The 19,741-nt window shown below is 69.9% G+C and carries 22 protein-coding genes; 10 read left to right on the forward strand and 12 right to left on the reverse strand.

All coding sequences use genetic code 11. The features are described from left to right. Positions 1–83 precede the first annotated feature (83 nt). Positions 84–929, reverse strand: coding sequence for a carbon-nitrogen hydrolase family protein (locus M3Q35_RS01985; protein WP_273939835.1), 846 nt, complete (start codon positions 927–929; stop codon positions 84–86). Positions 930–1,273: 344 nt separating this feature from the next. Here M3Q35_RS01985 and M3Q35_RS01990 point away from each other — a divergent pair, with 344 nt between their 5' ends. Next, a complete protein-coding gene (locus tag M3Q35_RS01990; RefSeq protein WP_273939836.1) occupies positions 1,274–1,807 on the forward strand; it encodes a dihydrofolate reductase family protein in 534 nt (177 codons plus the stop codon). On the opposite strand, the gene M3Q35_RS01995 is transcribed toward M3Q35_RS01990, so the two are convergent. The 4 genes from M3Q35_RS01995 to M3Q35_RS02010 are packed head-to-tail and all read right to left on the reverse strand — an operon-like array spanning position 1,774 to position 3,372. Continuing rightward, positions 1,774–2,079 (reverse strand): zinc-binding dehydrogenase, encoded by a 306-nt coding sequence (locus M3Q35_RS01995; protein WP_273944230.1) that lies wholly within the window; start codon positions 2,077–2,079, stop codon positions 1,774–1,776. The genes M3Q35_RS01990 and M3Q35_RS01995 overlap by 34 nt on opposite strands. Beyond that, positions 1,962–2,729: an NAD(P)-dependent alcohol dehydrogenase gene (locus M3Q35_RS02000; RefSeq protein WP_273939837.1), complete on the reverse strand. Its 768-nt coding sequence runs from the start codon at positions 2,727–2,729 to the stop codon at positions 1,962–1,964. The genes M3Q35_RS01995 and M3Q35_RS02000 overlap by 118 nt, the downstream gene beginning before the upstream one ends. Continuing rightward, complete coding sequence (locus tag M3Q35_RS02005) at positions 2,726–2,953, reverse strand: helix-turn-helix transcriptional regulator (RefSeq protein ID WP_273939838.1); 228 nt, start codon at positions 2,951–2,953, stop codon at positions 2,726–2,728. Before M3Q35_RS02005 ends, M3Q35_RS02000 begins: the two co-directional genes overlap by 4 nt. Beyond that, positions 2,947–3,372, reverse strand: a complete 426-nt coding sequence (locus M3Q35_RS02010; RefSeq protein WP_273939839.1) for a hypothetical protein — start codon at positions 3,370–3,372, stop codon at positions 2,947–2,949. Before M3Q35_RS02010 ends, M3Q35_RS02005 begins: the two co-directional genes overlap by 7 nt. A 211-nt stretch (positions 3,373–3,583) precedes the next feature. Here M3Q35_RS02010 and M3Q35_RS02015 point away from each other — a divergent pair, with 211 nt between their 5' ends. Together M3Q35_RS02015 and M3Q35_RS02020 are read left to right on the forward strand one after the other, a co-directional pair. Next, positions 3,584–4,123, forward strand: coding sequence for a DUF6939 family protein (locus M3Q35_RS02015; RefSeq protein ID WP_273939840.1), 540 nt, complete (start codon positions 3,584–3,586; stop codon positions 4,121–4,123). Between the two features lie 383 nt (positions 4,124–4,506). Next, positions 4,507–4,872, forward strand: coding sequence for an RNA-binding S4 domain-containing protein (locus M3Q35_RS02020; protein WP_273939841.1), 366 nt, complete (start codon positions 4,507–4,509; stop codon positions 4,870–4,872). On the opposite strand, the gene M3Q35_RS02025 is transcribed toward M3Q35_RS02020, so the two are convergent. After that, the gene (locus tag M3Q35_RS02025) at positions 4,869–5,531 is read right to left on the reverse strand and encodes an alpha/beta fold hydrolase (protein WP_273939842.1); all 663 of its coding nucleotides are present in this window, start codon (positions 5,529–5,531) and stop codon (positions 4,869–4,871) included. The two genes, M3Q35_RS02020 and M3Q35_RS02025, sit on opposite strands and share 4 nt — an antisense overlap. 196 nt (positions 5,532–5,727) lie before the next feature. On the opposite strand from M3Q35_RS02025, the gene M3Q35_RS02030 reads away from it, so the two are divergent. Next, positions 5,728–7,215 (forward strand): DUF4419 domain-containing protein, encoded by a 1,488-nt coding sequence (locus M3Q35_RS02030; protein ID WP_273939843.1) that lies wholly within the window; start codon positions 5,728–5,730, stop codon positions 7,213–7,215. Here the strand turns inward: M3Q35_RS02030 and M3Q35_RS02035 are convergent. After that, the gene (locus M3Q35_RS02035; protein WP_273939844.1) at positions 7,201–8,046 is read right to left on the reverse strand and encodes a GNAT family N-acetyltransferase; all 846 of its coding nucleotides are present in this window, start codon (positions 8,044–8,046) and stop codon (positions 7,201–7,203) included. The two genes, M3Q35_RS02030 and M3Q35_RS02035, sit on opposite strands and share 15 nt — an antisense overlap. A gap of 67 nt (positions 8,047–8,113) precedes the next feature. Here M3Q35_RS02035 and M3Q35_RS02040 point away from each other — a divergent pair, with 67 nt between their 5' ends. The 6 genes from M3Q35_RS02040 to M3Q35_RS02065 all read left to right on the forward strand — a co-directional run bounded on the left by M3Q35_RS02040 (position 8,114) and on the right by M3Q35_RS02065 (position 13,780). Further along, complete coding sequence (locus M3Q35_RS02040; protein ID WP_273939845.1) at positions 8,114–9,247, forward strand: glycosyltransferase; 1,134 nt, start codon at positions 8,114–8,116, stop codon at positions 9,245–9,247. A gap of 11 nt (positions 9,248–9,258) precedes the next feature. After that, positions 9,259–9,684 carry a hypothetical protein gene (locus M3Q35_RS02045; protein WP_273939846.1) on the forward strand — a complete coding sequence of 142 codons (426 nt, stop codon included), beginning with the start codon at positions 9,259–9,261 and terminating at the stop codon, positions 9,682–9,684. A 17-nt stretch (positions 9,685–9,701) separates the two neighbouring features. Then, positions 9,702–9,980: an acetamidase/formamidase family protein gene (locus M3Q35_RS02050; RefSeq protein ID WP_273939847.1), complete on the forward strand. Its 279-nt coding sequence runs from the start codon at positions 9,702–9,704 to the stop codon at positions 9,978–9,980. Beyond that, entirely contained in the window at positions 9,977–10,606 is a 630-nt protein-coding gene (locus M3Q35_RS02055) for an acetamidase/formamidase family protein (protein ID WP_273939848.1), read from the forward strand. Before M3Q35_RS02050 ends, M3Q35_RS02055 begins: the two co-directional genes overlap by 4 nt. Positions 10,607–10,740: 134 nt before the next feature. Beyond that, positions 10,741–11,529 carry an SGNH/GDSL hydrolase family protein gene (locus tag M3Q35_RS02060; RefSeq protein ID WP_273939849.1) on the forward strand — a complete coding sequence of 263 codons (789 nt, stop codon included), beginning with the start codon at positions 10,741–10,743 and terminating at the stop codon, positions 11,527–11,529. Positions 11,530–11,686: 157 nt separating this feature from the next. Further along, a complete protein-coding gene (locus M3Q35_RS02065) occupies positions 11,687–13,780 on the forward strand; it encodes an ATP-binding protein (RefSeq protein WP_273939850.1) in 2,094 nt (697 codons plus the stop codon). Positions 13,781–13,913: 133 nt separating this feature from the next. On the opposite strand, the gene M3Q35_RS02070 is transcribed toward M3Q35_RS02065, so the two are convergent. The 5 genes from M3Q35_RS02070 to M3Q35_RS02090 form a co-directional block, all read right to left on the reverse strand. Further along, positions 13,914–14,720 (reverse strand): alpha/beta fold hydrolase, encoded by an 807-nt coding sequence (locus M3Q35_RS02070; protein ID WP_273939851.1) that lies wholly within the window; start codon positions 14,718–14,720, stop codon positions 13,914–13,916. Positions 14,721–14,791: 71 nt separating this feature from the next. Continuing rightward, entirely contained in the window at positions 14,792–15,517 is a 726-nt protein-coding gene (gene pgl / locus M3Q35_RS02075) for a 6-phosphogluconolactonase (protein WP_273939852.1), read from the reverse strand. Continuing rightward, positions 15,514–16,587 (reverse strand): glucose-6-phosphate dehydrogenase assembly protein OpcA, encoded by a 1,074-nt coding sequence (opcA, locus tag M3Q35_RS02080; RefSeq protein WP_273939853.1) that lies wholly within the window; start codon positions 16,585–16,587, stop codon positions 15,514–15,516. The genes pgl and opcA overlap by 4 nt, the downstream gene beginning before the upstream one ends. Then, positions 16,584–18,122 carry a glucose-6-phosphate dehydrogenase gene (gene zwf / locus M3Q35_RS02085; RefSeq protein WP_273939854.1) on the reverse strand — a complete coding sequence of 513 codons (1,539 nt, stop codon included), beginning with the start codon at positions 18,120–18,122 and terminating at the stop codon, positions 16,584–16,586. Before zwf ends, opcA begins: the two co-directional genes overlap by 4 nt. Then, the gene (locus tag M3Q35_RS02090) at positions 18,119–19,741 is read right to left on the reverse strand and encodes a glucose-6-phosphate isomerase (RefSeq protein ID WP_379793831.1); all 1,623 of its coding nucleotides are present in this window, start codon (positions 19,739–19,741) and stop codon (positions 18,119–18,121) included. Before M3Q35_RS02090 ends, zwf begins: the two co-directional genes overlap by 4 nt.

A 19,741-nucleotide genomic window follows, 5' to 3' on the forward strand; every position in this document is an offset into this window, starting at 1 on the left:
GGATGTACCTCCAAACGTTGCAGTGACCATCAGTGGTGCGAGACGCCCGCCGGGCTCACCGTCGACGGGCGTCTCGTCGACCGCTAGAACCCGGCGCGATCCTGGCTACGCGGGTCGTCACGGATCAGGTGCGGCTCATAGAAGCCGGCGCGGGCGGTTCGCCGCCACGGCCGGGCCAGGTACTCCACGTTGCCGTCCAGATCCGCGACGGCGATCGGGCCGTCGTCGGTGCGGGCGATCCACTGGCCGTCCGGCGAGATCACGCCGGAGCCAGCGTCGGAGGCATAGCCCACCCAGTAGCTGTTGGTCGCGGCGTGGGCCTGAGCCTCGGTCGCGAACACCTCGGTCGGCGCGGCGGTCGCGAACAGCACCGCGTCCACGTCCAGCCGCTCGTACTCCAGGAACAGCTCCGGGAAGTGCACCTCCATCCCCAGCGCCAGCCCGATCCGCACGCCGTCGACCTCGAAGGTCACCGGCGCGGCGCCGGGCGTGTACAGGAAACTGACCTTGGTGTTGGACAGCATCCGCTCGTCGTAGCGGGTGACCACCTCTCCCTTGTCGGACAACACATACAGGCTGTTGTGCGGACGGTTCGGCGGGGTCAGCCGGTGCACCGCCCCGACCACCGTCCACAGGCCGAGCTCCCGGGCCAGGTCGGCGATGCGGCCCAGCTCGTCCCGCAGCACCTCCCACTCGACCAGGCTCCAGTCGGCCGGTCCGACGCGGTTCGGGTCGGCCGACATGATGCGCTTGTGCGGCGAGCAGGTCGCCCCCTCCGGAAACACCACCAGCCGCGCGCCCGCCGCGTAGGCGTCACGCATCAGCCGGCGGATCTCCCGCCCGCTCTCCCGTACCAGATCCGCGTCCCGCGGGTCCTGCCGCAGCGTGGTGCGCGCCGCGGCCAGCCGCAGGGTTTTCGTCTTCGGCATCTCGTTTCCCGATATCGGGCGGAAGTGCCGAAGCGCGGTCGTGTACGACTGCCCGGTCTTGGCCGCGCGGGCCCTGACCCGTCGTTTGAAATTGCCTCTCGCGGTCACGTCCTCGGCCTTCCACGTCCCGGATCAGCGATCCCCCAGCGATGCGCACGTCCGGAACGGACGGCTTCGGATGGCGACCCGAGACAGGAAGTCCCTTTGCCTCCGCGGGGAGCCGGGCTGGGGCCGGCTCGTGGAGGTGAGGCGTGGGTCACGCGCAGAAACACCGTAGCACGTGTCGAGGACGGTCCGTCGGCGCCGACCAGAGGGCAGGGAACCGAACAGAAGGAGTTGGCATCATGGCGATCCGCGTGCACACCTCGATGACCCTCGACGGCTTCTCGGCCGACGAGAAGGGCTGGCCGGTGCTGCTGCACATGCCCGCATTCCAGTCCGGCGTCTCGTACGGACACGAGGAGTTCTTCGCCCAGTGCACGGCCGTGATCATGGGCCGGCACACCTTCGAGCCCGCGCTGGGTGCGCAGAGCTGGCCGTGGCCCGGCAAGAAGGTCTTCGTGCTCAGCTCCGGCTCGGTGGACGTGCCGGTTGACCAGGACGTCACGGTCTGCGCCAATGTCGCCGAGGTGCTGGCCGCGTTGCCGGACGGCGACGCTCAGCTGCTGGGCGGACCCAGCACGATCGCCGCCTTCCACCAGGCCGGCGCGATCGACCGGTTGGAGATCGTCCTGCTGCCTCTGTTGCTGGGCAAGGGAAAGCCGCTGTTCCCGTTGGGCGACGACACCGCGCCGCTGGCCTTCGACGAGCAGGTCGTCTATCCGGACGGCACGGTCAAGTTGTGCTACAACGTGACGACGACCTTGCCGCGGGCGTGACCCTGTTGCACGTAGCGAATGGCGGCAACGGCTTCGGCCAGCGGGAAGGTGCGGTCGAGGACCGGCGTGACTGCTCCTTCCGCGATGAGCCGCTTGAGTTCGAGCAGGTCGGCGGGGTTTTCCGCGGTGGCGATCAGACCCTTGAGCTGGTGGCTCACGAATGGCGAGAGCAGGGCGGCGCGCAGGGTGCGGGCGACGCTGCCGACGAGCTTGCCGCCGCCTTCGCCGCCGACGATGACCAGTGTGCCCTTGGGCGAGAGGTGTTGGCGCAGTTGGGAAAGCGGTCGGTCGCCGGCGGTGTCCAGGATGACATCGTAGCGGCCGGTGATGGATTCCTTTTGTAGTCAACGATCTCGTCGGCACCGAGCATCTTGACCAGGTCGGTCTTGGCCGTGCTGCACACCCCGGTCACGTGGGCCTGCCGGGCCTTGGCCAGCTGCACGGCGTAGCTGCCGACCCCGCCGCCGGCGCCGATGACGAGCAGTCGCTGTCCGGACTGGACGGACAGTAGCCCCTTCAACGCGGTGCAGGCCGATACCGGCACGGCGGCGGCCTGGTCAAAGGCCAGATTGGCCGGCTTCGCGACGACCCTCGACGCCTTGGCGATCGCGTACTCGGCGAACGACCCGTCGGCAGTGCCGAAAACCTCGTCGCCCGGACGGAGGTCGGTGACGCCGGGGCCGATTTCCTCGATGGTGCCGGCAAGGTCGAGGCCAGGTACCAGTCTTCTCGGTCTGCGTAAGCCGAAGCCCAGCAGACGGATCAGGTACGGCTGGCCGCTGGTGAGGTGCCAGATGCTGGGGTCGACGCCGGCCGCGCGCACGCGGACCGCAACCTCTCCGGGGCCGGGCCGAGGCCGTTCGATGTCCTTGAGCTGCAACACATCCAACGATCCATAGCGGTCGCTCACGATGGCTCTCACGGTGAATCTCCCTCCGGGTACTGGAAAACGTCGTCGAGTGGCACCCCGAACACGCGGGCGATCTGGAACGCCACCTCGAGCGACGGCGAGTACTTGCCCTGCTCGATCGCGATCACCGTCTGCCGCGTCACGCCGATCCGGTCGGCCAGCTCGGCCTGGGTCATCTCGCCCTCGGCGAAACGCAGCGCGCGGATCGAGTTCGTCACCCTGGTCGGCTTCACCATGTCTGGAACCCCCGCCGGTAGCCGACGATGCGCGCTACCGAGCCCAGCACCGCTGACAGCGTGAAGGTCAGGTAGATGACGTTGGCGATCCAGAAGTGGTCCAGCCGGAACATCGCGAGGAACATCGCGAGCACCCCGCCGACCACCACGAACGACTGGCCGACGCGGTCGCCGAACTGCCCGATCTCCCGGTCGCGCTGGTCGCGCCGGCTGTCCTTGGGGTTGCGGATCGACACCGCGATGGTCAGCACGATTGTCGTCACGATCGAGGCCGCCGTGACCCACAGCAGTGTTGCCACATAGGGCACCTGGGTCAGTGGTGTCGGTCCCGATCTGCCCAGCACCATCACGGCGTACACGGCATAGCCGATCGCCGACACCACCAGCATGATCCACGCGCGCTTCTCTTCGTAGGCCACGGCCGCGCTCCTCCCCGCTCGATGGCGTCAAATGTAAAGAAGCTTGGACATCGTGTCAAACATTCTTAACTTCACCCGGTCGGTGGGGCCATGCGCGGTGACATCACCGCGGATGTGGTCGCGCTCAGCGCCACTAACGGCACATTGGTGGCGCGGCGGTCTCCCGGCCGGTCTCCGCGAAAGTGTCAGACCCTGCCGGCACGATGACGGCGTGAACGTTGAGGTGGCGAGCAAGCGGCGGAGGTCGGCGTTCCCGGCGGACGTCGTGGTGGTGGATGTGACCTCGCGCGGGCCGGAGCCCTGGGTGCGGCTGAGCCCGTTCTATCCGCATGGCGGCATCCCGGTGCCGTTGTCGCCGGGCGAGGTCGGCACGTCGGTGGAAGGCATCTGGCAGGCGCTGAAGGTCTTTGCCGACAACGATGTGGACGCGTCGAAGCTGGCCGTCACGAGGATGACCGGTCTCAAGAGGACGGTTCGCCGGTTCGGGCCGGTGCTGGGGCATCGTGGGGGCCTGCGGGGGAGTGGCCTGCTGGACTACGAGACCGCGCGGCGGCGGATCTATCTGCCGGCGTACCGCTGGATGCTGGACAACTGTGTGCAGGACGAGCTTGCGGCGCTGAGGGCGATCGCCGCGGCGAAACCGTTGGTGCTGCTGGACTACACCACCAACGGGGACGTGGCGAACCTGGTCACGCCGCTGTCGCATGCCGCCCTCGTGGCCCGATACCTGACCGACCGATGGGACGAATGAGGAGTAGGTTGCGGGCGGTTGATTTTTCTGAAGCTGTTGTGCGGCAACGAGTTAATCGCACTCGGAGGGTGACCGTGGGACGCTGTTGATCAGCGGATTGCGCATCGCGGGAAAACGTCCGGCGGGTGGAGTTGAATCGGCGGCATGAACACAGCACCGACCGACGGGGACCGGATCCACCGCACCTACGACACCACCCGACGAGGCATGGACCGCCTACTGTTCGCCGACAACATCCTCGGCCTGATGCCCACCGGCCGGGAGTGGGACCGGGAGGACCCGTCGTCTGGCTGGCCGCAGTACCCGACCTGCGGCAGGGCCCGGCCGGTCGCCTGCGCAGCGCCGGCCCTGAAATCCGTTGGACCCGATGACATGATGGGGAGGTGGAGTCCACCCGAGTGGACCGCTGGCTCTGGGCGGTCCGGCTGACCAAGACCCGTCCGGACGCCGCGGCGGCCTGCCGGGGCGGCCATGTGCGCGTGAACGACAAACCGGCGAAGCCGGCGACCGTGGTGTCGCCCGGCGACGAGGTGCGCGCCCGGGTCGGCGACCGGACCAAGGTCGTCGAGGTGGTGCGGGTGATCCAGAAGCGGGTGGGTGCCGCGGACGCCGCGACCTGCTTCATCGACCGCACGCCCGCGCCCCCGCCGGAGGCCGCCATTCCGGTCGCCCGCCGTGAGCGGGGCGCCGGCCGGCCGACCAAACGGGAGCGGCGCGTGCTGGACAGGTTCCGTTCCGGCCAATTCTAGTCAAGGAACTCGTCCAGCAACGGGAGCAGCAGCTCGGACCGCAGCGTCACGTTCATGTGCGTGGTGTTCGGCAGCACCGCCAGGTGCGAGCCGGGGATCAGCCGCTTCATCAGTGCGCCGTGCTCGATGGTCGTGAAGTCGTGGTCGCCCAGCACCAGCAGCGTCGGCGCGGTGATGCCGGCCAGCTGGTCGTCGGTCCAGCCCTTGAGGTCGGCGGCCGAGGCCGACATCGTGGCCAGGAACTCGTCGAAGTGCTCCGGGTGCGGCGACAGCCGCTGGTAGGCGTCCCGGAAGTCGGCGAAGTCCTGCTGCGTCGGCAGCCGGTCGGAGGTCGCGTGCCGGGACGGGTCGAGCAGGTCCTCGTGCATGCCGTCGGGCCGGACGCTCGCGGAGATCGGCACCACCGAGAGCACCCGGTCCGGGTGGCTGACCGCCAGCTCAAGGGCGACCGCCGCCCCCATGCTGTGGCCGAGCACGTGGGCCCGGTCGATGCCGAGATGGTCCAGCAGCGCCACCACGTCGCTCGCCAGCGCGGCCGGGGTGATCGCCCGGTCGATGTCGGCGGTGCGGCCGTGGCCCTGCATCTCTACGCCGATCACCTGGTGCTTCCGGGCCAGCGTAGGGATGAGGCCGGCGAAGTTCAGGTCGATGGTCAGCATGCCGCCGTGCAGGAGGACCAGGGTGTGCCGGCCTCGCCGTGCCGCTCGTAGTACAGGTGCAGGCCGTTCACGTCGGCATAGCCCATGACCGTTTTCCTCTCAGCGCAACGTTCGTTGTCACCAGTGCGTCGAATGGAGGTTCACCCGGATCGACACGTCCCTAGAGTTTTTCGTGACGAGTTTTCGCGTCGATGACGTGCGTACCGCGACCGAGCCGCTGCCCACCCTGCCACTGGCCGAGGTGCAGGCCGAGTTGTTCGGCGAGGTGCTGGCCAGTGGTGGTGACCCCGATACGCCGGTGATCGAGCCGAACGGCGTGCACCCGTTGCTGGACGCCGTGTCCCGGGCGTTCGGTGAGCACCGGCCGCTGGTGCTGTCGCCTGATGCCGTGTGGCTGACCATCGCCCAGGGTGTGGCCCAGCACATCCGGCTCCACGCGGAGGAGCTGCGGCCGAAGCTGGTCGGGCGTCCGGGCCGCGAGGCCCTCGTGCTGGAGATGCTGGAGCCACCAGCCAATGCCGACGAGTGGCGTGCGGTGATCGAGCAGTTGGGAAAGGAGGTGGCGAGCCGGGCAGCAGGTGCGGACCTGTTCGAGTGCGACTTCACCACCAGCACGGAGGTCGAGCGGACAGCCAGCCGAGTGATCATGCTCGACGGCTACTCGCCCTACTTCTCGTACTGGATGAAGTTCGTGTGCGGCATCCCGCGGATCACGCTTACCGGCACGGTCGAGGACTGGCGGAAGATCCGCTCGCGGGTCGATCGCCTGCCCGAGTTCGGGTTGGAGAAGTGGGTCCGGTCGCTGGTGCCGATCGCCGACGAGTTCGTCCGGGCCGCGAGCGGCGAGCCGAACCTGTGGTTCTGGCAGCGCATCTACAACCCGGCCGATGCCTATGGTGGTGCGGTGATCACGGGGTGGGCCGCGCGGTTCTACCCGTATCTGCGGGTCAGGGGCGTCAGTGACTGTTCGAATCCGCTGTTGGACCTGCCGATCGGTGAGCCGCGGAATGTCACACGCAACAGCTATGGCGCTGTCGAGAGCCCGTCGATCACGACCGAGCAGGTCCCGGCCACGCTGTCCCAGGCAGTGGTGCGGATCAACAACATGGTGACCGGCGAGAACACGGCGGTGGCGCTCCACGGCGGCCTGGTCGGGGTGACTCAGGACCGCAACTGGCAGCTGCAGCCGATCGCCGGCTGGCACATCACGTTGGCGACTCCGGCAGTCGGTCCGGTGCTGGACCGCATCATCCGGGACCACGAGACGACGCCGCCGGTCGATGTGCCGCAGTTCTTTCCCGCTTCGGCCGAGTACATCGAGCTCTATCGGCGGATGGGTTCGGCCGGCTTGCATGGCGGCGCGGCCCGGATCGTGCCGCATGAGGAACAGCGCAAGGTGTTTGCCGGTACCAGAGAGCGCACGCTGCTCGGTGTCGTCGAACTGGCCGACGGGCGGACCGTGGCCATGGCCACCGACACGGACGACATCCACTGGGTGCTGTGCCGGTTCGAGCCGGATACCGAGAACGAGCAGCCGAAGCGATGGCGGCTGGCCGAAAGTCGTGCCGACGCGCTTGACCTGGGCACGTCGCTGGCGATGGTGCTGGACGTCCTCCTCGACGGGGACGAGCTTGAGCGGTTGGAGGTGGGTCGGCTGAGCGACCTGGACTCAGGGGGTCTTTAGCAGCAGGGCACGGGTGTAGAGGAGGTCGAAGCCGCGGCGCTGGACGTTCTGCTGGGACTTCGTGCCGGGGCCGGTGGTCACGGTGGCGATGTCGCAGCCGGCGGCCTTGGCCATGCCGAGACGGGAGGCGATGAGAGCGGTCTGCACGCCGCGACGGCGGTGCTGGGCCAGGGTGGCGGTGCCGGCGAAGTAGGCGACGCCGTCGGAGATACGGAGGGCGCCGGTGGCGACCGGGATGCCGTCGATGAGGGCGAGGTAGCGCCGGGTTCCGGCGGCGTCCATGTCGCGGATGGCGTTGCGGAGGGCGTCGCGTGGGAAGTCCTCGTCGGTGGCGGCACCCTCGGTGTCGGGGGTGAGTACGGCCTCCAACAGGAGGTCCAGCGCGGTCTCGGACTCGTCGTCACGGCAGGGCCGAACCTCGACGCCGACCGGAGGCTCGACAGCGGGCAGGTCCGCGAGGGCGATGCCGAGCACGTTCTCGTAGCCGGCCAGGCGGTAGCCGCGATCGGTGAGGAACTGGCCGACGGCCGGTTCGGCAAGGTTGGACAGCTCGACCTGGACGGGGGCGCCGAGGTCATGGAAGGCCTGCTCGACCTGAGCCAGCTCGTCCGTCTCGGGCACGCCGGCGAAGCCGAGGCCGGCGACCTTGTTGAACGGCGAGTCAGGCTCGGCGTAGCAGGCGATGCCGCCGGCGATCGCGCGCGCGAAGGCGACCTGGTCGCCGCGGCGGGCGGTCGTGGCCTCGGTGGCCTTGGCCATGAAACCGGCTTCGACGCGTTCGAGCCGCTGGGCCAGGTCGGTGCCGCAGAACAAGGGTGTCCGAATCGTCATGGTGCTCGCAGTCTCGTGATCGGCGTGCCCGCGCGGCAACCGGTTTTCGTGTGGAAGTCTGCTGCACATGCGAGTGGCCGTCGTTGCCGGGCCGGACGCCGGTCACGTCTTTCCCGCGGTCGCGCTGTGCCTGCGCTTCGCGGCGGTCGGCGACGAGCCGGTCCTGCTCACGGCGGACGGCTGGCGTGATGCGGCGGTGTCGGCTGGGGTCGAGGCGCCGCCGTTGGAATGGCTGAAGTTGCGGGCCGAGGCCGACATCGGGCAGTGGCTGTACGAGCGGGCGGCGGGGTTGGCGCGACAGCTTGTGCCGACGCTGGAGGCGTTGCGCCCGGACATCGTCGTGTCGGATGTGTTGGCGAAATGCGGTGGCATGGCGGCCGAGTTGCTGGGGCTGCCGTGGGTCGAGTTGTCGCCGCATCCGCTCTACTTGCCGTCGCGGGGTCTGCCGCCGATTGGCAGTGGGCTGGCCCGAGGTGTCGGCGTTGGTGGTCGGCTGCGGGACGCCGTGCTGCGGGGCTTCACCGCTCGATCGCTGCGTCAGGGACGGCGGCAGCAGTTCGCCGCCCGTACGGGAATCGGTTTGCCGGCAAGGGATCCCGGCCCGGCCGCGCGGTTGATTGCCACGCTGCCGGCGCTGGAGGTGCCGCGTCCGGACTGGCCGCGTCGGGCGCACGTCGTCGGGCCGCTGCTGTGGGATCCGCTGCCGGTGGGGCTCGAGCCACCGCCCGGTGCTTGGCCGCTGGTGGTGGTGGCGCCGTCCACTGCGGCGAGCGGTGCCGCCGATATGTTGTCCATAACCCTTGCCGCGCTTGACGGTCTTGATGTCCGGGCGGCGATCTCCACGTTTCGGCCGCCGGATGGTCTGCCGTCGTGGGTCACTGCTGGGGCCGGCGGTCAGGACGACCTGCTCCGGCAGGCGTCCGTTGTGGTGTGCGGTGCCGGGCATGGCTTGCTGGCCAAGGCTTTGCTTGCCGGTGTGCCGGTTGTCGCCGTGCCCGGTGGTGGCGACCAGTGGGAGCTCGCCAACCGTGCCGCGAGGCAGGGGAGTGCCGTGATCGTCCGACCGCCGGATGTCGCGGCTGTGCGCGCGGCGGTACGGAAAGTATTGGCAGATCCTGATTTTGCCGCCGCGGCGGCCGAGGCTGGCAAAACCGTCGCCGATGTGGCCGATCCGGTCACGGTGTGCCGAGCCGTGCTCTAGGCTCCCCCGGCGTGGCTGCCCCGACGCTGATTCCCATTGCCTGCGAGCCTTATCGCACAGAGACGATCGGCCGGTATCGCGACGGCCAGTTCTTCGCCAAGATCCTCAGGGCCGGTCGGCCCAACGGCTGGTACGTGTACATGCATCTGTTCGACCACGAGGGGAACTACGTCTCCTCGGACATCACGATGGTCGGCGAGGCGGATGTGCTCCAAGGCGAAATGCGCGAGCGGGCGGAGCGGCGGCTGGCGGAACTGGTGGCGGGGCTGCCGGAGCGGGAGTTCTGCGACATCGCGATCCGGCTGTTCGAATTCGATCACGACGGCGTGCGGTTCGCTCTGGTCGACGAGTCCGAGCCGGAACGGGGCGACTGGGTGGAGCTCTATCCCGAGCGGTACGGGTTCCACGAGCCGTGGGACGGCCTGTACGACACGTGAGCGGGCAGGATGACCGGGTGACCGAATACCGACTTGATCCCAGCGCCGACACCGTCACCGACGTCTTCGACCGTGACCGGCCGTCGGTTCTGACCGTGGATCCGGGGGACACGCTGGTCGTCCGGAGCCTCAACGCACACGGGTATCTGGGCGCGGACCGGCACGGCGAGAAGCTGATACCGGATCGCCGGGGGCACTGCCTGACGGGACCGATCGCGGTCCGCGGGGCGGAGCCGGGGATGATGCTGGCGGTGCGGCTGGGTCACTCCAGCCGGACGATTGGGGCTTCACGGTGACCGGGGCGGACACTCCGCTGAACCGACGGCTGAACACGGTGTCGGACGAGCGGACGTGGCTGCACTGGGACATCGCGGACGGGAAAGCGGTCAACAACCTGGGGTTCGCGGTGCGGCTGGCGCCGTTCCTCGGGGTGATCGGCTTGCCGCCGGAGGAAGCGGGGGAGCACTCGACGATCCCGCCACGACCGTGTGGCGGCAACATCGACTGCCGTGAGCTGGTCGCGGGCTCGACGCTGTATCTGCCGATCACGGTGCCGGAAGCGTTGCTGTGCCTTGGCGACGGGCACGGGGCGCAGGGCGACGGGGAAGTCTGCGGCACGGCGGTGGAGTGCGGCATGACCACGCGTCTGGTGCTGGACCTGGTGACGGACCCGCCGATCCGGACGGCCCACGCGACGACGCCGGCGGGGCGGGTGACCTTCGGGTTCGACAGCGACCTCAACGAGGCGTCGGCGCAGGCGCTGTCGGCGATGCTGGACTGGATGGCGGTGAGCTACCAGGTCGACCGGACCACGGCCCTTGCACTGGCCAGTCCGGCGGTCGACCTGCGTATCACGCAGATCGCCAACGAGACGTGGGGTGTGCACGCCGTGCTGGCCGACGACGCCCTGCTCAAAGGCTGATTCGCGATCACGGTGGCGGCAGGCTGACCAGCGCGTGAACGCTACTGGCGGGCCTACCGGAGTCACGCGTGAGCTGCTACTCGTAGTGATCGCTTTGCCTCTCGTCCGCTATGCCTTCGAAGACGGAGACAGCCATGCGTCGTCTGGCCCTGCTGCTCGTCCCTGTGATCGCGATCCTGTTGCCGGCCACGGCCGCCGCCGCGCCGGCGGCGACCGCCAAGTACGTGGCGCTCGGTGATTCCTACGCCGTGGGCGTCGGCACCTACACCTACGACGACCCGAACGACGCGTGCCGCCGCGGGCCGTTGGCCTACAGCCGGCTGTGGGCGGCCGCGCACCCGTCCACCACCTACGTCGAGGCGTCCTGCTCCGGGGCGGAGGTGGCCGACGTCGTCAACCAGAGCGCGGCCCTGACGCCGGACACCTCGCTGGTCACCGTGCAGGTGGGCGGCAATGACGTGGGCTTCGTCAGCACCTTGGAGACGTGCATCCTCAACCTGCCCGACTCCACCTGCATCAACGCCGTCAACACCGCCATCAGCACCGGCCGCTCGGTGCTGCCCGGCGGCTTGGCCAACCTGTACTCCGGGATCCGGGCCAAGGCCCCGTCGGCACAGGTCGTCGTGATGGGCTACCCGCGGATGTACAAGATCGGCGGCAACTGCCTCTTCGGGCTCAGCGACACCAAGCGCACCGCCCTGAACAACGCCGCCGACGTGCTCGACGGCATCATCCAGACCGCCGCCGCCAACGCCGGCTTCCGCTTCGTCGACGCCCGTACCGTGTTCGCCGGCCACGAGATCTGCTCCGGCAACTCGGTGTGGATGACCAGCCTCCAGTGGGACAAGCTCAACGAGTCCTACCACCCGAACGCCAACGGCCACCAGGGCTACTTCGGCGCGCTGAAGGCGATCACCGGCTGATTCCCTTGTGGTGGAGGGCAGGCCGCTGCCCTCCACCGTCCAGGGCGACGGTCAGTCCGCGAGGACGACGTCGGACCGGCCCCGGCGGGGTAGTCCGTGGGGGTGATTCGGCGGTCGGGCCAGCCTGCCGTCGACGTTTCCACAACAAACTGCTGGTGTGGCTGAGCCTGCCGATGTGCGCAACGACCTTGGCGGCACGGTGCACGGGCCGGCGTTGCAGATCGGGGCCATGCACGGTGTCGTGATGACCGGCGCCGCCACGACCACCGAGCGGCCACGGCAACTGCCGTTGGCGATCGGGCAGTTCACCGGGCGCGTGACGTACCTGGAAGCGCTGAACGCACTCGTTCCGGGCGATGCCGTGGTCATCACCGCGATGGACGGCACCGCCGGCATCGGCAAGACGATGCTGGCGGTGAGCTGGGCGCACAGCGTTCAGGACCGGTTCCCCGGCGGCACTCTGTTCGCGAACCTGCGTGGCTACGGTCCCGGTGCGCCGGCCACCCCCGAGGAGGTGCTGGACGGCTTCCTCCGTGCGCTCGATCCGGCGTCGGACCGGATCCCCGTCGGCGTGGAGGCAAAGGCGGCGCGGTTCCGTTCGTTGCTGTCCGGACGACAGGTGCTGATCGTGCTGGACAACGCCGGTAGCGCGGAACAGGTGCGGCCGCTGCTGCCGGGTGAGCCCGGATCGATGGTCGTTGTGACCAGCCGCGACAGCATGCGCGGCTTGGTCGTGACGGAGTCGGCACACCGGCTGACCGTCGGACTGCTGCCGGAATCCGAGGCGGTGGAACTGGTCGCACGTATCGTCGGACCGGCCCGCGCCGCGCACGAACGGCAGGCCGTGACGTCGCTGGTCGAGCTGTGCGGACGGTTGCCCCTGGCAGTGCGGATCGCGGCGACCAGGGTCGCCGCGTCGCCGTACAACACGGTCGCCGGTGTCGTGGCCGAACTCGCCGACGAGCGTGGTCGGCTGGACGTGCTCAGCCCGGACGGTGACGAGCGGGCCGCTGTGCGGGCCGTGCTGGGCTGGTCCTACCGGCGTCTTCCCGACGACCAGGCCATTCTGTTCCGCCGCCTGGGTTTGCACCCCGGCCCCGAGTTCAGCGTGCACGCCGCTGCCGTCGTCGCGGGCCTCGAACCGCCGTCGGCGCGGCGACTCGTCGAGGCCTTGGCTGCGGCCCACCTGATCGAGCCGGTGGCGCCGGACCGCTACCGGTGCCACGACCTGCTCCGTGCCTACGCGGCGGAGCTGACCGAACAGAACGACAGCCCGGTGGTTCGCCGAGCAGCGATCGCCGCGTTGGCCATGTGGTATGCCCGGATGGCCTGGGAGTGCGACCGCCTGGCCTTTCCCGGCACTTTCCGGCTGCCGTTCGACGCTCCCTACGTCGGACCGGCGATTGTCGACGGCCTTCGGGCGTTGGACCGGCTCGATACCGAGCGGTCCAATCTCCGTGCGCTGCTGCACATGGCCGACCGGCACGGTCTGGGCGCGGAGGTTGTGCGTCTGGCCGAGGGCGTGCGGTTTCTCTGGATGAGAGGCACGGTGGAGGATGCCGTCGAGCTGACCGGTCTCGGGATGCGCGCCGCTCGGCGCGTAGGCGACCGCCTCGCCGAGTTCTGGTTCTGCATCAGGCAGTCGGAGAACCATTACCGCGGCCATGACTGGAGCGAGGCAACGGCGCTCGTCGACCGTGCCGCGGAGTTGGCCGTGGGGTTGGCCGATCCCGTGCTTCGGGGCATCGCGTTGGACAACCGTGCGTGGCTGCACGTCTATCGGGGCGACTTCGCCGACGCACTCGCATGTGCCCAGCAGGCGCTGTCGCTGGTGCAGGGCAGCGGCCGTTCAGAGGCCGTCGCCAGAGAGGCTTTGGCCTGGGCGCTCAACGGACTCGGCCGGCATGAGGAAGCCCGTCGCCAGGCCGAACTCGGCCTGGCGTGGCGGCAGGGGCGGGATCCGATCGGTGCGGCCCAGGCGATGCACCAGGTGGGGGTGGCGTGGCAGGGCCTCGGCGACGACCACAAGGCCATCGACATCCTGCGGGAGGCGATCGCCCGCGGCCGGGCCTTTGGTCACCTGGAGGAAGCCGTCGCGGCGCCGCTGATGACCATGGCCGCGTCGTTGCGGCGCGTGGGCCGGGAGGACGAAGCCGTGGCCTGCTGGCAGGAAGCGGCTGAGTTGTACGACGACTACGGCCGTCCGTGGCACGCGGCACAGGCCCGACAGAGCATCCAGGGCCTCAGCTGACCAGGTCGGCCAGTTGACGGACGACGTCGTCGAGGACCCTGGTCAAGCGCGGGCCCATTCGATGGCCTGGCGCAGCCGGGGCAGGTGGCTGGGAGCGGAGTCGAAGGGCAACGCCATGGCCAACAGGGCGGTTTCAGCCATGTAGGAACTCGACCACGTCGAGAATACGGTCCAGGGCCGAGATGTGACCGTCCGAAGGGGACGGACGGAGGGTGGCGTCGGGCAGGTGGCGGGTGAGCCACTGGGCGTGGGAGAAGGGGATGACGCGGTCCTGCTCGCCGTGCAGGAGCAGCACGGGGCGGCGGATGTCGGCGACGGAGAAGCCCCAGGGGGTGACGTAGGCGAGGTCGTCGTCGATCATGCCGTCGAAGCCGTTGGCGGTGGCGAGCTCGGCGTTGCGGCCCAGGTCGGACCACGCGCCGGTGGCGGAAGTGGCGGCATGGTCGGCGGGGGTGAAGGCGTTGGGATCGAACAGGCCGGTGGCGAGCTGCTTGGCCAAGGCCTCGCGGCCGGCGACGGTGGCGCGGAGTTCCTCGGGCGCGACCATGCCGGCCCACCAGTCCAGGTCGTCCGGTTCGAACGGGGCCAGGGCGCCGACGGTCACGCAGCGGGTGACGCGGTCGGGCAGCAAGGCGGCGCAGGCCAAGGCGTGGTTGGCGCCACCGGAGTGGCCGAGTACGGAAAACTGGGAAACGCCAAGGGAATCGGCGATGGCGGCGACGTCGGAGGCGGCCGAGGCGATGGTGCGGCCGGGGTGAGCGGTGGAGCCGCCGTAGCCGGGACGGTCGTAGGACAGCCAGCGAATCCCCGGCAGGGCAAGGAGAGGCGCGGGCACGGCGCCGATCTGCGGGGTGCCGTGATGCCAGAAGACCGGCGTGCCGGTGCCGGTGTCGTAGAGGTGCAGCGTGCGGCCGTCGGCGAGGACGAGGTCGGTCTCCATGGAACGGAGCCTAGCCGTGGGGTATGACAAACGGCCCCCGGCGGAGCCGGGGGCCGTCAGCACAACAAAGCTCAAGACAACTTGGCCGCGGCGGCGGAGTCCAGCAGCCACAAGGTGCGGTCGGTGCCACGAGCGCCGGCCGCGGGGATCTCGATCGGGGAAGCGCCGGCAAGGGCACGGGCGACGGGGTCGGCCTTGGCCTCGCCGGTGGTCATGAGCCACACCTGGCGGGCGCGGCGGATGGCGGGCAAGGTCAGGGAAACCCGGGTCGGCGGGGGCTTGGGGCAGTCGCGGACGGCGACGACCGAGCGCGAAACCTCATGCACGGCAGGGGAATCGGGGAAGAGGGAGGCGGTGTGCCCCTCCTCGCCGACGCCCAACAGCAACACGTCGAAAGCGGCGGAGCCGATGACGGAGGCGTAGTCCGAGGCAGCGGCGTCGGGGTCGTCGCCGAAACGGCCGTCGGAAGGCTCCATGGCGTGGACACGAGCAGGGTCCACACCAACATGGTCCAACAGCGCCGCGCGGTTCTGGGTCTCGTTGCGGTCGGCGTGCCCGGCGGGCAGGAAACGCTCGTCGCCCCAATAGAAATCGACCCGGGACCAATCGACGGCCTGAAGAGCCGGACTGGAGCGAACGTGCTCCAGAACGGCATTGCCGGTACGACCGCCGGTCAGACCGAGGGACGCGACGCCGTGATCGGCCTGGGCGTCCACCAGGGCGGTGATCAGACGGGCCGCAGCGGCGGCGGCCAGAAGGTCGCCGCCGCTGTGGACCACAACATCGGAACGGGTCACGAGTCAGCCTTGGCGGTCGCCTTCTTCGAAGAAGACGCACGCTTGGGCTTGTCCTCCGCCGGAGCCTCGGCCTTGGGCTTGGCGGCCTTGGCCGGCGCCTTCGCGGCAGCGGGCTTCGCGGCAGCGGACTTGGCCGCCGGCGTCGCCACCCGACCCTTGGTGACCTTCGGGACGGCCATCAGGGCGTCCTTGTAGATCTCGTCGGGGTCGAGCCGACGCAGCTCCTCGGCCAGGCAGTCCCGAACGGAACGGCGCTGCAGCGCGATCCGCCGGTCGGGCTGGCCGGGCTGCGTCAGGGTGCCGGTCTTGGCATCCGGCCGAACCAGGTCGACGGCGCCGGACCGACGCTGCAAGGTCACCTGCACGATGCCCTCGCCGCTCGACGCCTTGGACCGACCCACCGGCACGCCCAGCCGCGAGGCGAACCAACCGGCCAACAGCTCGGACGACGGCGAGTCGGCCTCACCGACCACGTTGGCCGCGGTGACCTTCTCGTGCGGCGGCAGGTCGAGCGCCGCCGCGAGCTGGGCCCGCCAGTTGGTCAACCGGGTCCAGGCCAGGTCGCTGTCACCGTCCGAATAGGACTTGCGCCGCTGCTCCAACGCCTTGATCGGGTTCTTCTCGGCGGCGGAGTCGGTGATCCGGCGGGTGGCCAGCTGCCCGATGGAGTCCTCGGCCGGCACGTCCGGCGCCTCGGACGGCCACCACGCCACCACCGGCGCGTCCGGCAGCAGCAGCGGCACCACGCAGCTGGCGGCCTGGTCGGCCAGCGGCCCGTAGAGCCGCAGCACGATCACGTCGCTGGCGCCGGCGTCGCCGCCGACCCGGATCTGGGCGTCCAACCGGGCCGCGGCCTTGCGGGCCCCGCGGGCCAGCACGATCACCCGGCACGGGTGCTCGCGGCTGGCCTCGTTGGCCGCCTGGATGGCGTCCTCGGTCTTGGCGCTGTCGTCGGTGACGATGACCAGCGTGAGCACGCGGCCGAGGGCCACCGCCCCGCCGGTCTCGCGGACCTCCACCAGCTTGCTGTTGACCTGTGCGGTCGTGGTGGACGGCAGGTCGATGATCACGGGCGCCTCCAATGACGACCGGTGCGGGTGAGCATCTGGTCGGCCGAGGGCGGACCCCAGCTGCCGGGGGCGTAGCCCTCGGGCATGCCCTGCTTGGCCCAGTGGTTGAGCACCGGGTCCAGGATCTGCCAGGACAGCTCGACCTCTTCGTTCATCGGGAACAGCGACGGCTCGCCCAGCAGCACGTCCAGGATCAGCCGCTCGTAGGCCTCGGGCGACGACTCGGTGAACGCGTGGCCGTAGCCGAAGTCCATCGTGACGTCCCGGACCTCCATGGTGTTGCCCGGCACCTTGGAGCCGAACCGCATGGTCACGCCCTCGTCCGGCTGCACCCGGATGACCAGGGCGTTCTGCCCCAGCTCCTCGGTCGCGGTGGAGTCGAAGGGCAGGTGCGGGGCCCGCTTGAAGACCACCGCGATCTCGGTGACCTTGCGGCCGAGCCGCTTGCCGTGCCGCAGGTAGAACGGCACACCGGCCCAGCGGCGGGTGTTGACCTCGAGCGTGATGCCGGCGTAGGTCTCGGTCTTGGAGTCCGGCGCGAAGCCGCCCTCCTCGAGCAGGCCGAGCACCTTCTGGCCGCCCTGCCACCCGCCGACGTACTGGCCGCGCGCGCAGGTCTCGTCGTACGGCCCGGGCACCCGCGCCGCCGAAAGCACCTTGATCTTCTCGGCCCGCAGCGCCCGCGGGTGGAAGGAGACGGGCTCCTCCATCGCGGTCAGCGCCATCAGCTGGAGCAGGTGGTTCTGGATCACGTCGCGCGCCGCGCCGATGCCGTCGTAGTAGCCGGCGCGACCACCGAGACCGATGTCCTCGGCCATGGTGATCTGCACGTGGTCCACGTAGTTGGCGTTCCAGATCGGCTCGAACATCTGGTTGGCGAAGCGCAGCGCCAGGATGTTCTGCACCGTCTCCTTGCCGAGGTAGTGGTCGATGCGGAACACCGACTCCTCGGGGAAGACGTCGTTGACGACGTTGTTGAGCTCCTTGGCCGACTTGAGGTCGTGGCCGAAGGGCTTCTCGATGACGACCCGGCGCCACTGCTCGGCGTCCTGGTCGGCCAGGCCGGCCCGGGACAGCTGCTTGGTCACCACCGGGAACGCGCTCGGCGGGATCGACAGGTAGAACGCGTGGTTGCCGCCGGTGCCGCGCTGCTCGTCGAGCTCTCGCACCGTCTTGGCCAGGTTGTCGAAGGCGTTGTCGTCGTCGAACGTGCCCTGGACGAACCGGATGCCCTCGGACAGCTGGTTCCACACCTCGGCCCGGTACGGCGTGCGGGCGTGCTGCTTGACCGCCTCGTGCACGACCTCGCCGAAGTCCTCGTTGGCCCAGTCCCGCCGGGCGAAGCCGGTGAGCGCGAAGCCCGGCGGCAGCAGACCCCGGTTGGCCAGGTCGTAGATGGCCGGCATCAGCTTCTTGCGGGACAGGTCGCCGGTCACCCCGAAGATCACCAGGCCGCACGGCCCGGCGATCCTGGGCAGCCGCTTGTCGCGCTCGTCCCGCAGCGGATTGCGCCACGTGCGCAGAGGGCTGCTCACCTCTTGACCTCCTGGACGGCCTTGGTCAGCTCGACCAGGCCGGCGGCCCGGTCGGTCAGGTGCAGGCGCAGCACCGGACGCCCGTGCTCGGCCAGCACGGAGCCGTCGCCAAGGGCCTGCGCGTGCTGGAGCACGCCCAGCGTGTACGGGCGGTCCGGCACGTCGAGATCCTGCTCCACCACACCGGTGATCTGCAGGAACACGCCGTTCTGGTGACCGCCCTTGTGGTACTGGCCGGTGGAGTGCAGGAACCGCGGGCCCCAGCCGAACGTGGTCTGCAGCCGGCTGGCCCGGGCGACGGCGGGCCGCAGCACGGCCGCGGAGGCGTCGTCGAGCCGGTCCAGGTACGCCTGCACGGCCACGTACCCGTGATCGGGGGCGGCGGCCAGGAAGGCGTTCAGCACATCGGCCAGCGTGGTGGCGGTGGCCGGCAGCCAGTCGCCGCTCTGGTGCACCTCGACCGAGCCGACGGTCAGCGCCGGAGCCGCCTCGGGCTCGCCGCCGACCGGTTTGTCGAGCAGGGCACGCGCGGCGACCTTGGCCGCCTCCACGTCCGGCTGGTCGAACGGGTTGATCCCGATCAGCCGGCCGGCGATGGCGGTGGCGAACTCCCACAACAGGAACAGGCCGCCGAGCTCGCCTGCGGTGCTCATGAACGCGGCGTCGACGTCCGGGCCGATGGCGATCGGAGTGGCGTCGGTGCCGGCGGTGACGAAGCCGGGCGCGTCCGCGTTCTCCACGGCCACCGGCAGCAGGCCGATGCCCTCCTTGCCGGTGGACTCGGCGATCAGCTGCTCCGCCCAGTCGGGGAAGCCCTTCACGCCAGAGCCGGTGTCGGCCAGGATGACCTTCTCCGCACCGTTCGCGTGCGCCGCGCCCCACGCCGCACCCAGCCACAGGGCCGGGTTCTGGTCGTCGTCACGCGACAGCAGCTCGAACGCCGCGGCGGCGTCGTTGAGCAGCGTGTTGATGTCCACACCGGCCAGGCCGGCCGGCACGAGGCCGAACGCGGTCAGCGCCGAGTAGCGGCCGCCGACGTGCGGGTCGGCGGTGAACACCTTGCGGTAGCCCGCTTCTTCCGACATCTTCTGCAGCGGCGAGCCCGGGTCGGTGACGACCACGATGCGGCTCTTGGCGTCGATACCGGCCTCGGTGAAGGCCTTCTCGAAGATGCGGCGGTGGCTGTCGGTCTCGACGGTGCCGCCCGACTTGGACGACACCACGATCACCGTGCGGGACAGGTCGCCGGCCAGCGCGTCGGCCACCTGGCCGGCGTCGGTGGTGTCCAGCACGACCAGCGGCACACCCGCGGTCGCGGTGATCACCTCGGGGGCCAGCGACGAGCCGCCCATGCCGGCCAGCACGACGCGGTCGATGCCCTCGCCGGCCAGCTCGGCCGACAGCGCCTCGATCTCACCGACCAGCGGCCGCGAGCTCTCGTGCAGCGTGGTCCACGACAGCCGGATGGACGACTCGGGCTCGGCCTCCGGCCCCCACAGCGTCGCGTCCTTCGCGGCCAGCCGGGACGCGACCTTGTCCGCGATCAGCTGGTCCACCAGCGGACGCGCCTTCTCGGCGAGTCCGTCGTGGACGATGTCGACGGAGATCCCCACAGTTAT

Origin of the sequence: Kutzneria chonburiensis (assembly GCF_028622115.1) — a bacterium.
Taxonomy (GTDB): Bacteria; Actinomycetota; Actinomycetes; order Mycobacteriales; family Pseudonocardiaceae; genus Kutzneria; species Kutzneria chonburiensis.

Excerpts from the sequence above, each read along its gene's own strand:
- M3Q35_RS01985 (WP_273939835.1), bottom strand. The coding sequence starts at position 929 with ATGCCGAAGACGAAAACCCTGCGGCTGGCCGCGGCGCGCACCACGCTG.
- M3Q35_RS01990 (WP_273939836.1), top strand. The coding sequence starts at position 1,274 with ATGGCGATCCGCGTGCACACCTCGATGACCCTCGACGGCTTCTCGGCC.
- M3Q35_RS02005 (WP_273939838.1), bottom strand. The coding sequence starts at position 2,953 with ATGGTGAAGCCGACCAGGGTGACGAACTCGATCCGCGCGCTGCGTTTC.
- M3Q35_RS02025 (WP_273939842.1), bottom strand. The coding sequence starts at position 5,531 with ATGCTGACCATCGACCTGAACTTCGCCGGCCTCATCCCTACGCTGGCC.
- M3Q35_RS02035 (WP_273939844.1), bottom strand. The coding sequence starts at position 8,046 with ATGACGATTCGGACACCCTTGTTCTGCGGCACCGACCTGGCCCAGCGG.
- M3Q35_RS02040 (WP_273939845.1), top strand. The coding sequence starts at position 8,114 with ATGCGAGTGGCCGTCGTTGCCGGGCCGGACGCCGGTCACGTCTTTCCC.
- M3Q35_RS02060 (WP_273939849.1), top strand. The coding sequence starts at position 10,741 with ATGCGTCGTCTGGCCCTGCTGCTCGTCCCTGTGATCGCGATCCTGTTG.
- M3Q35_RS02070 (WP_273939851.1), bottom strand. The coding sequence starts at position 14,720 with ATGGAGACCGACCTCGTCCTCGCCGACGGCCGCACGCTGCACCTCTAC.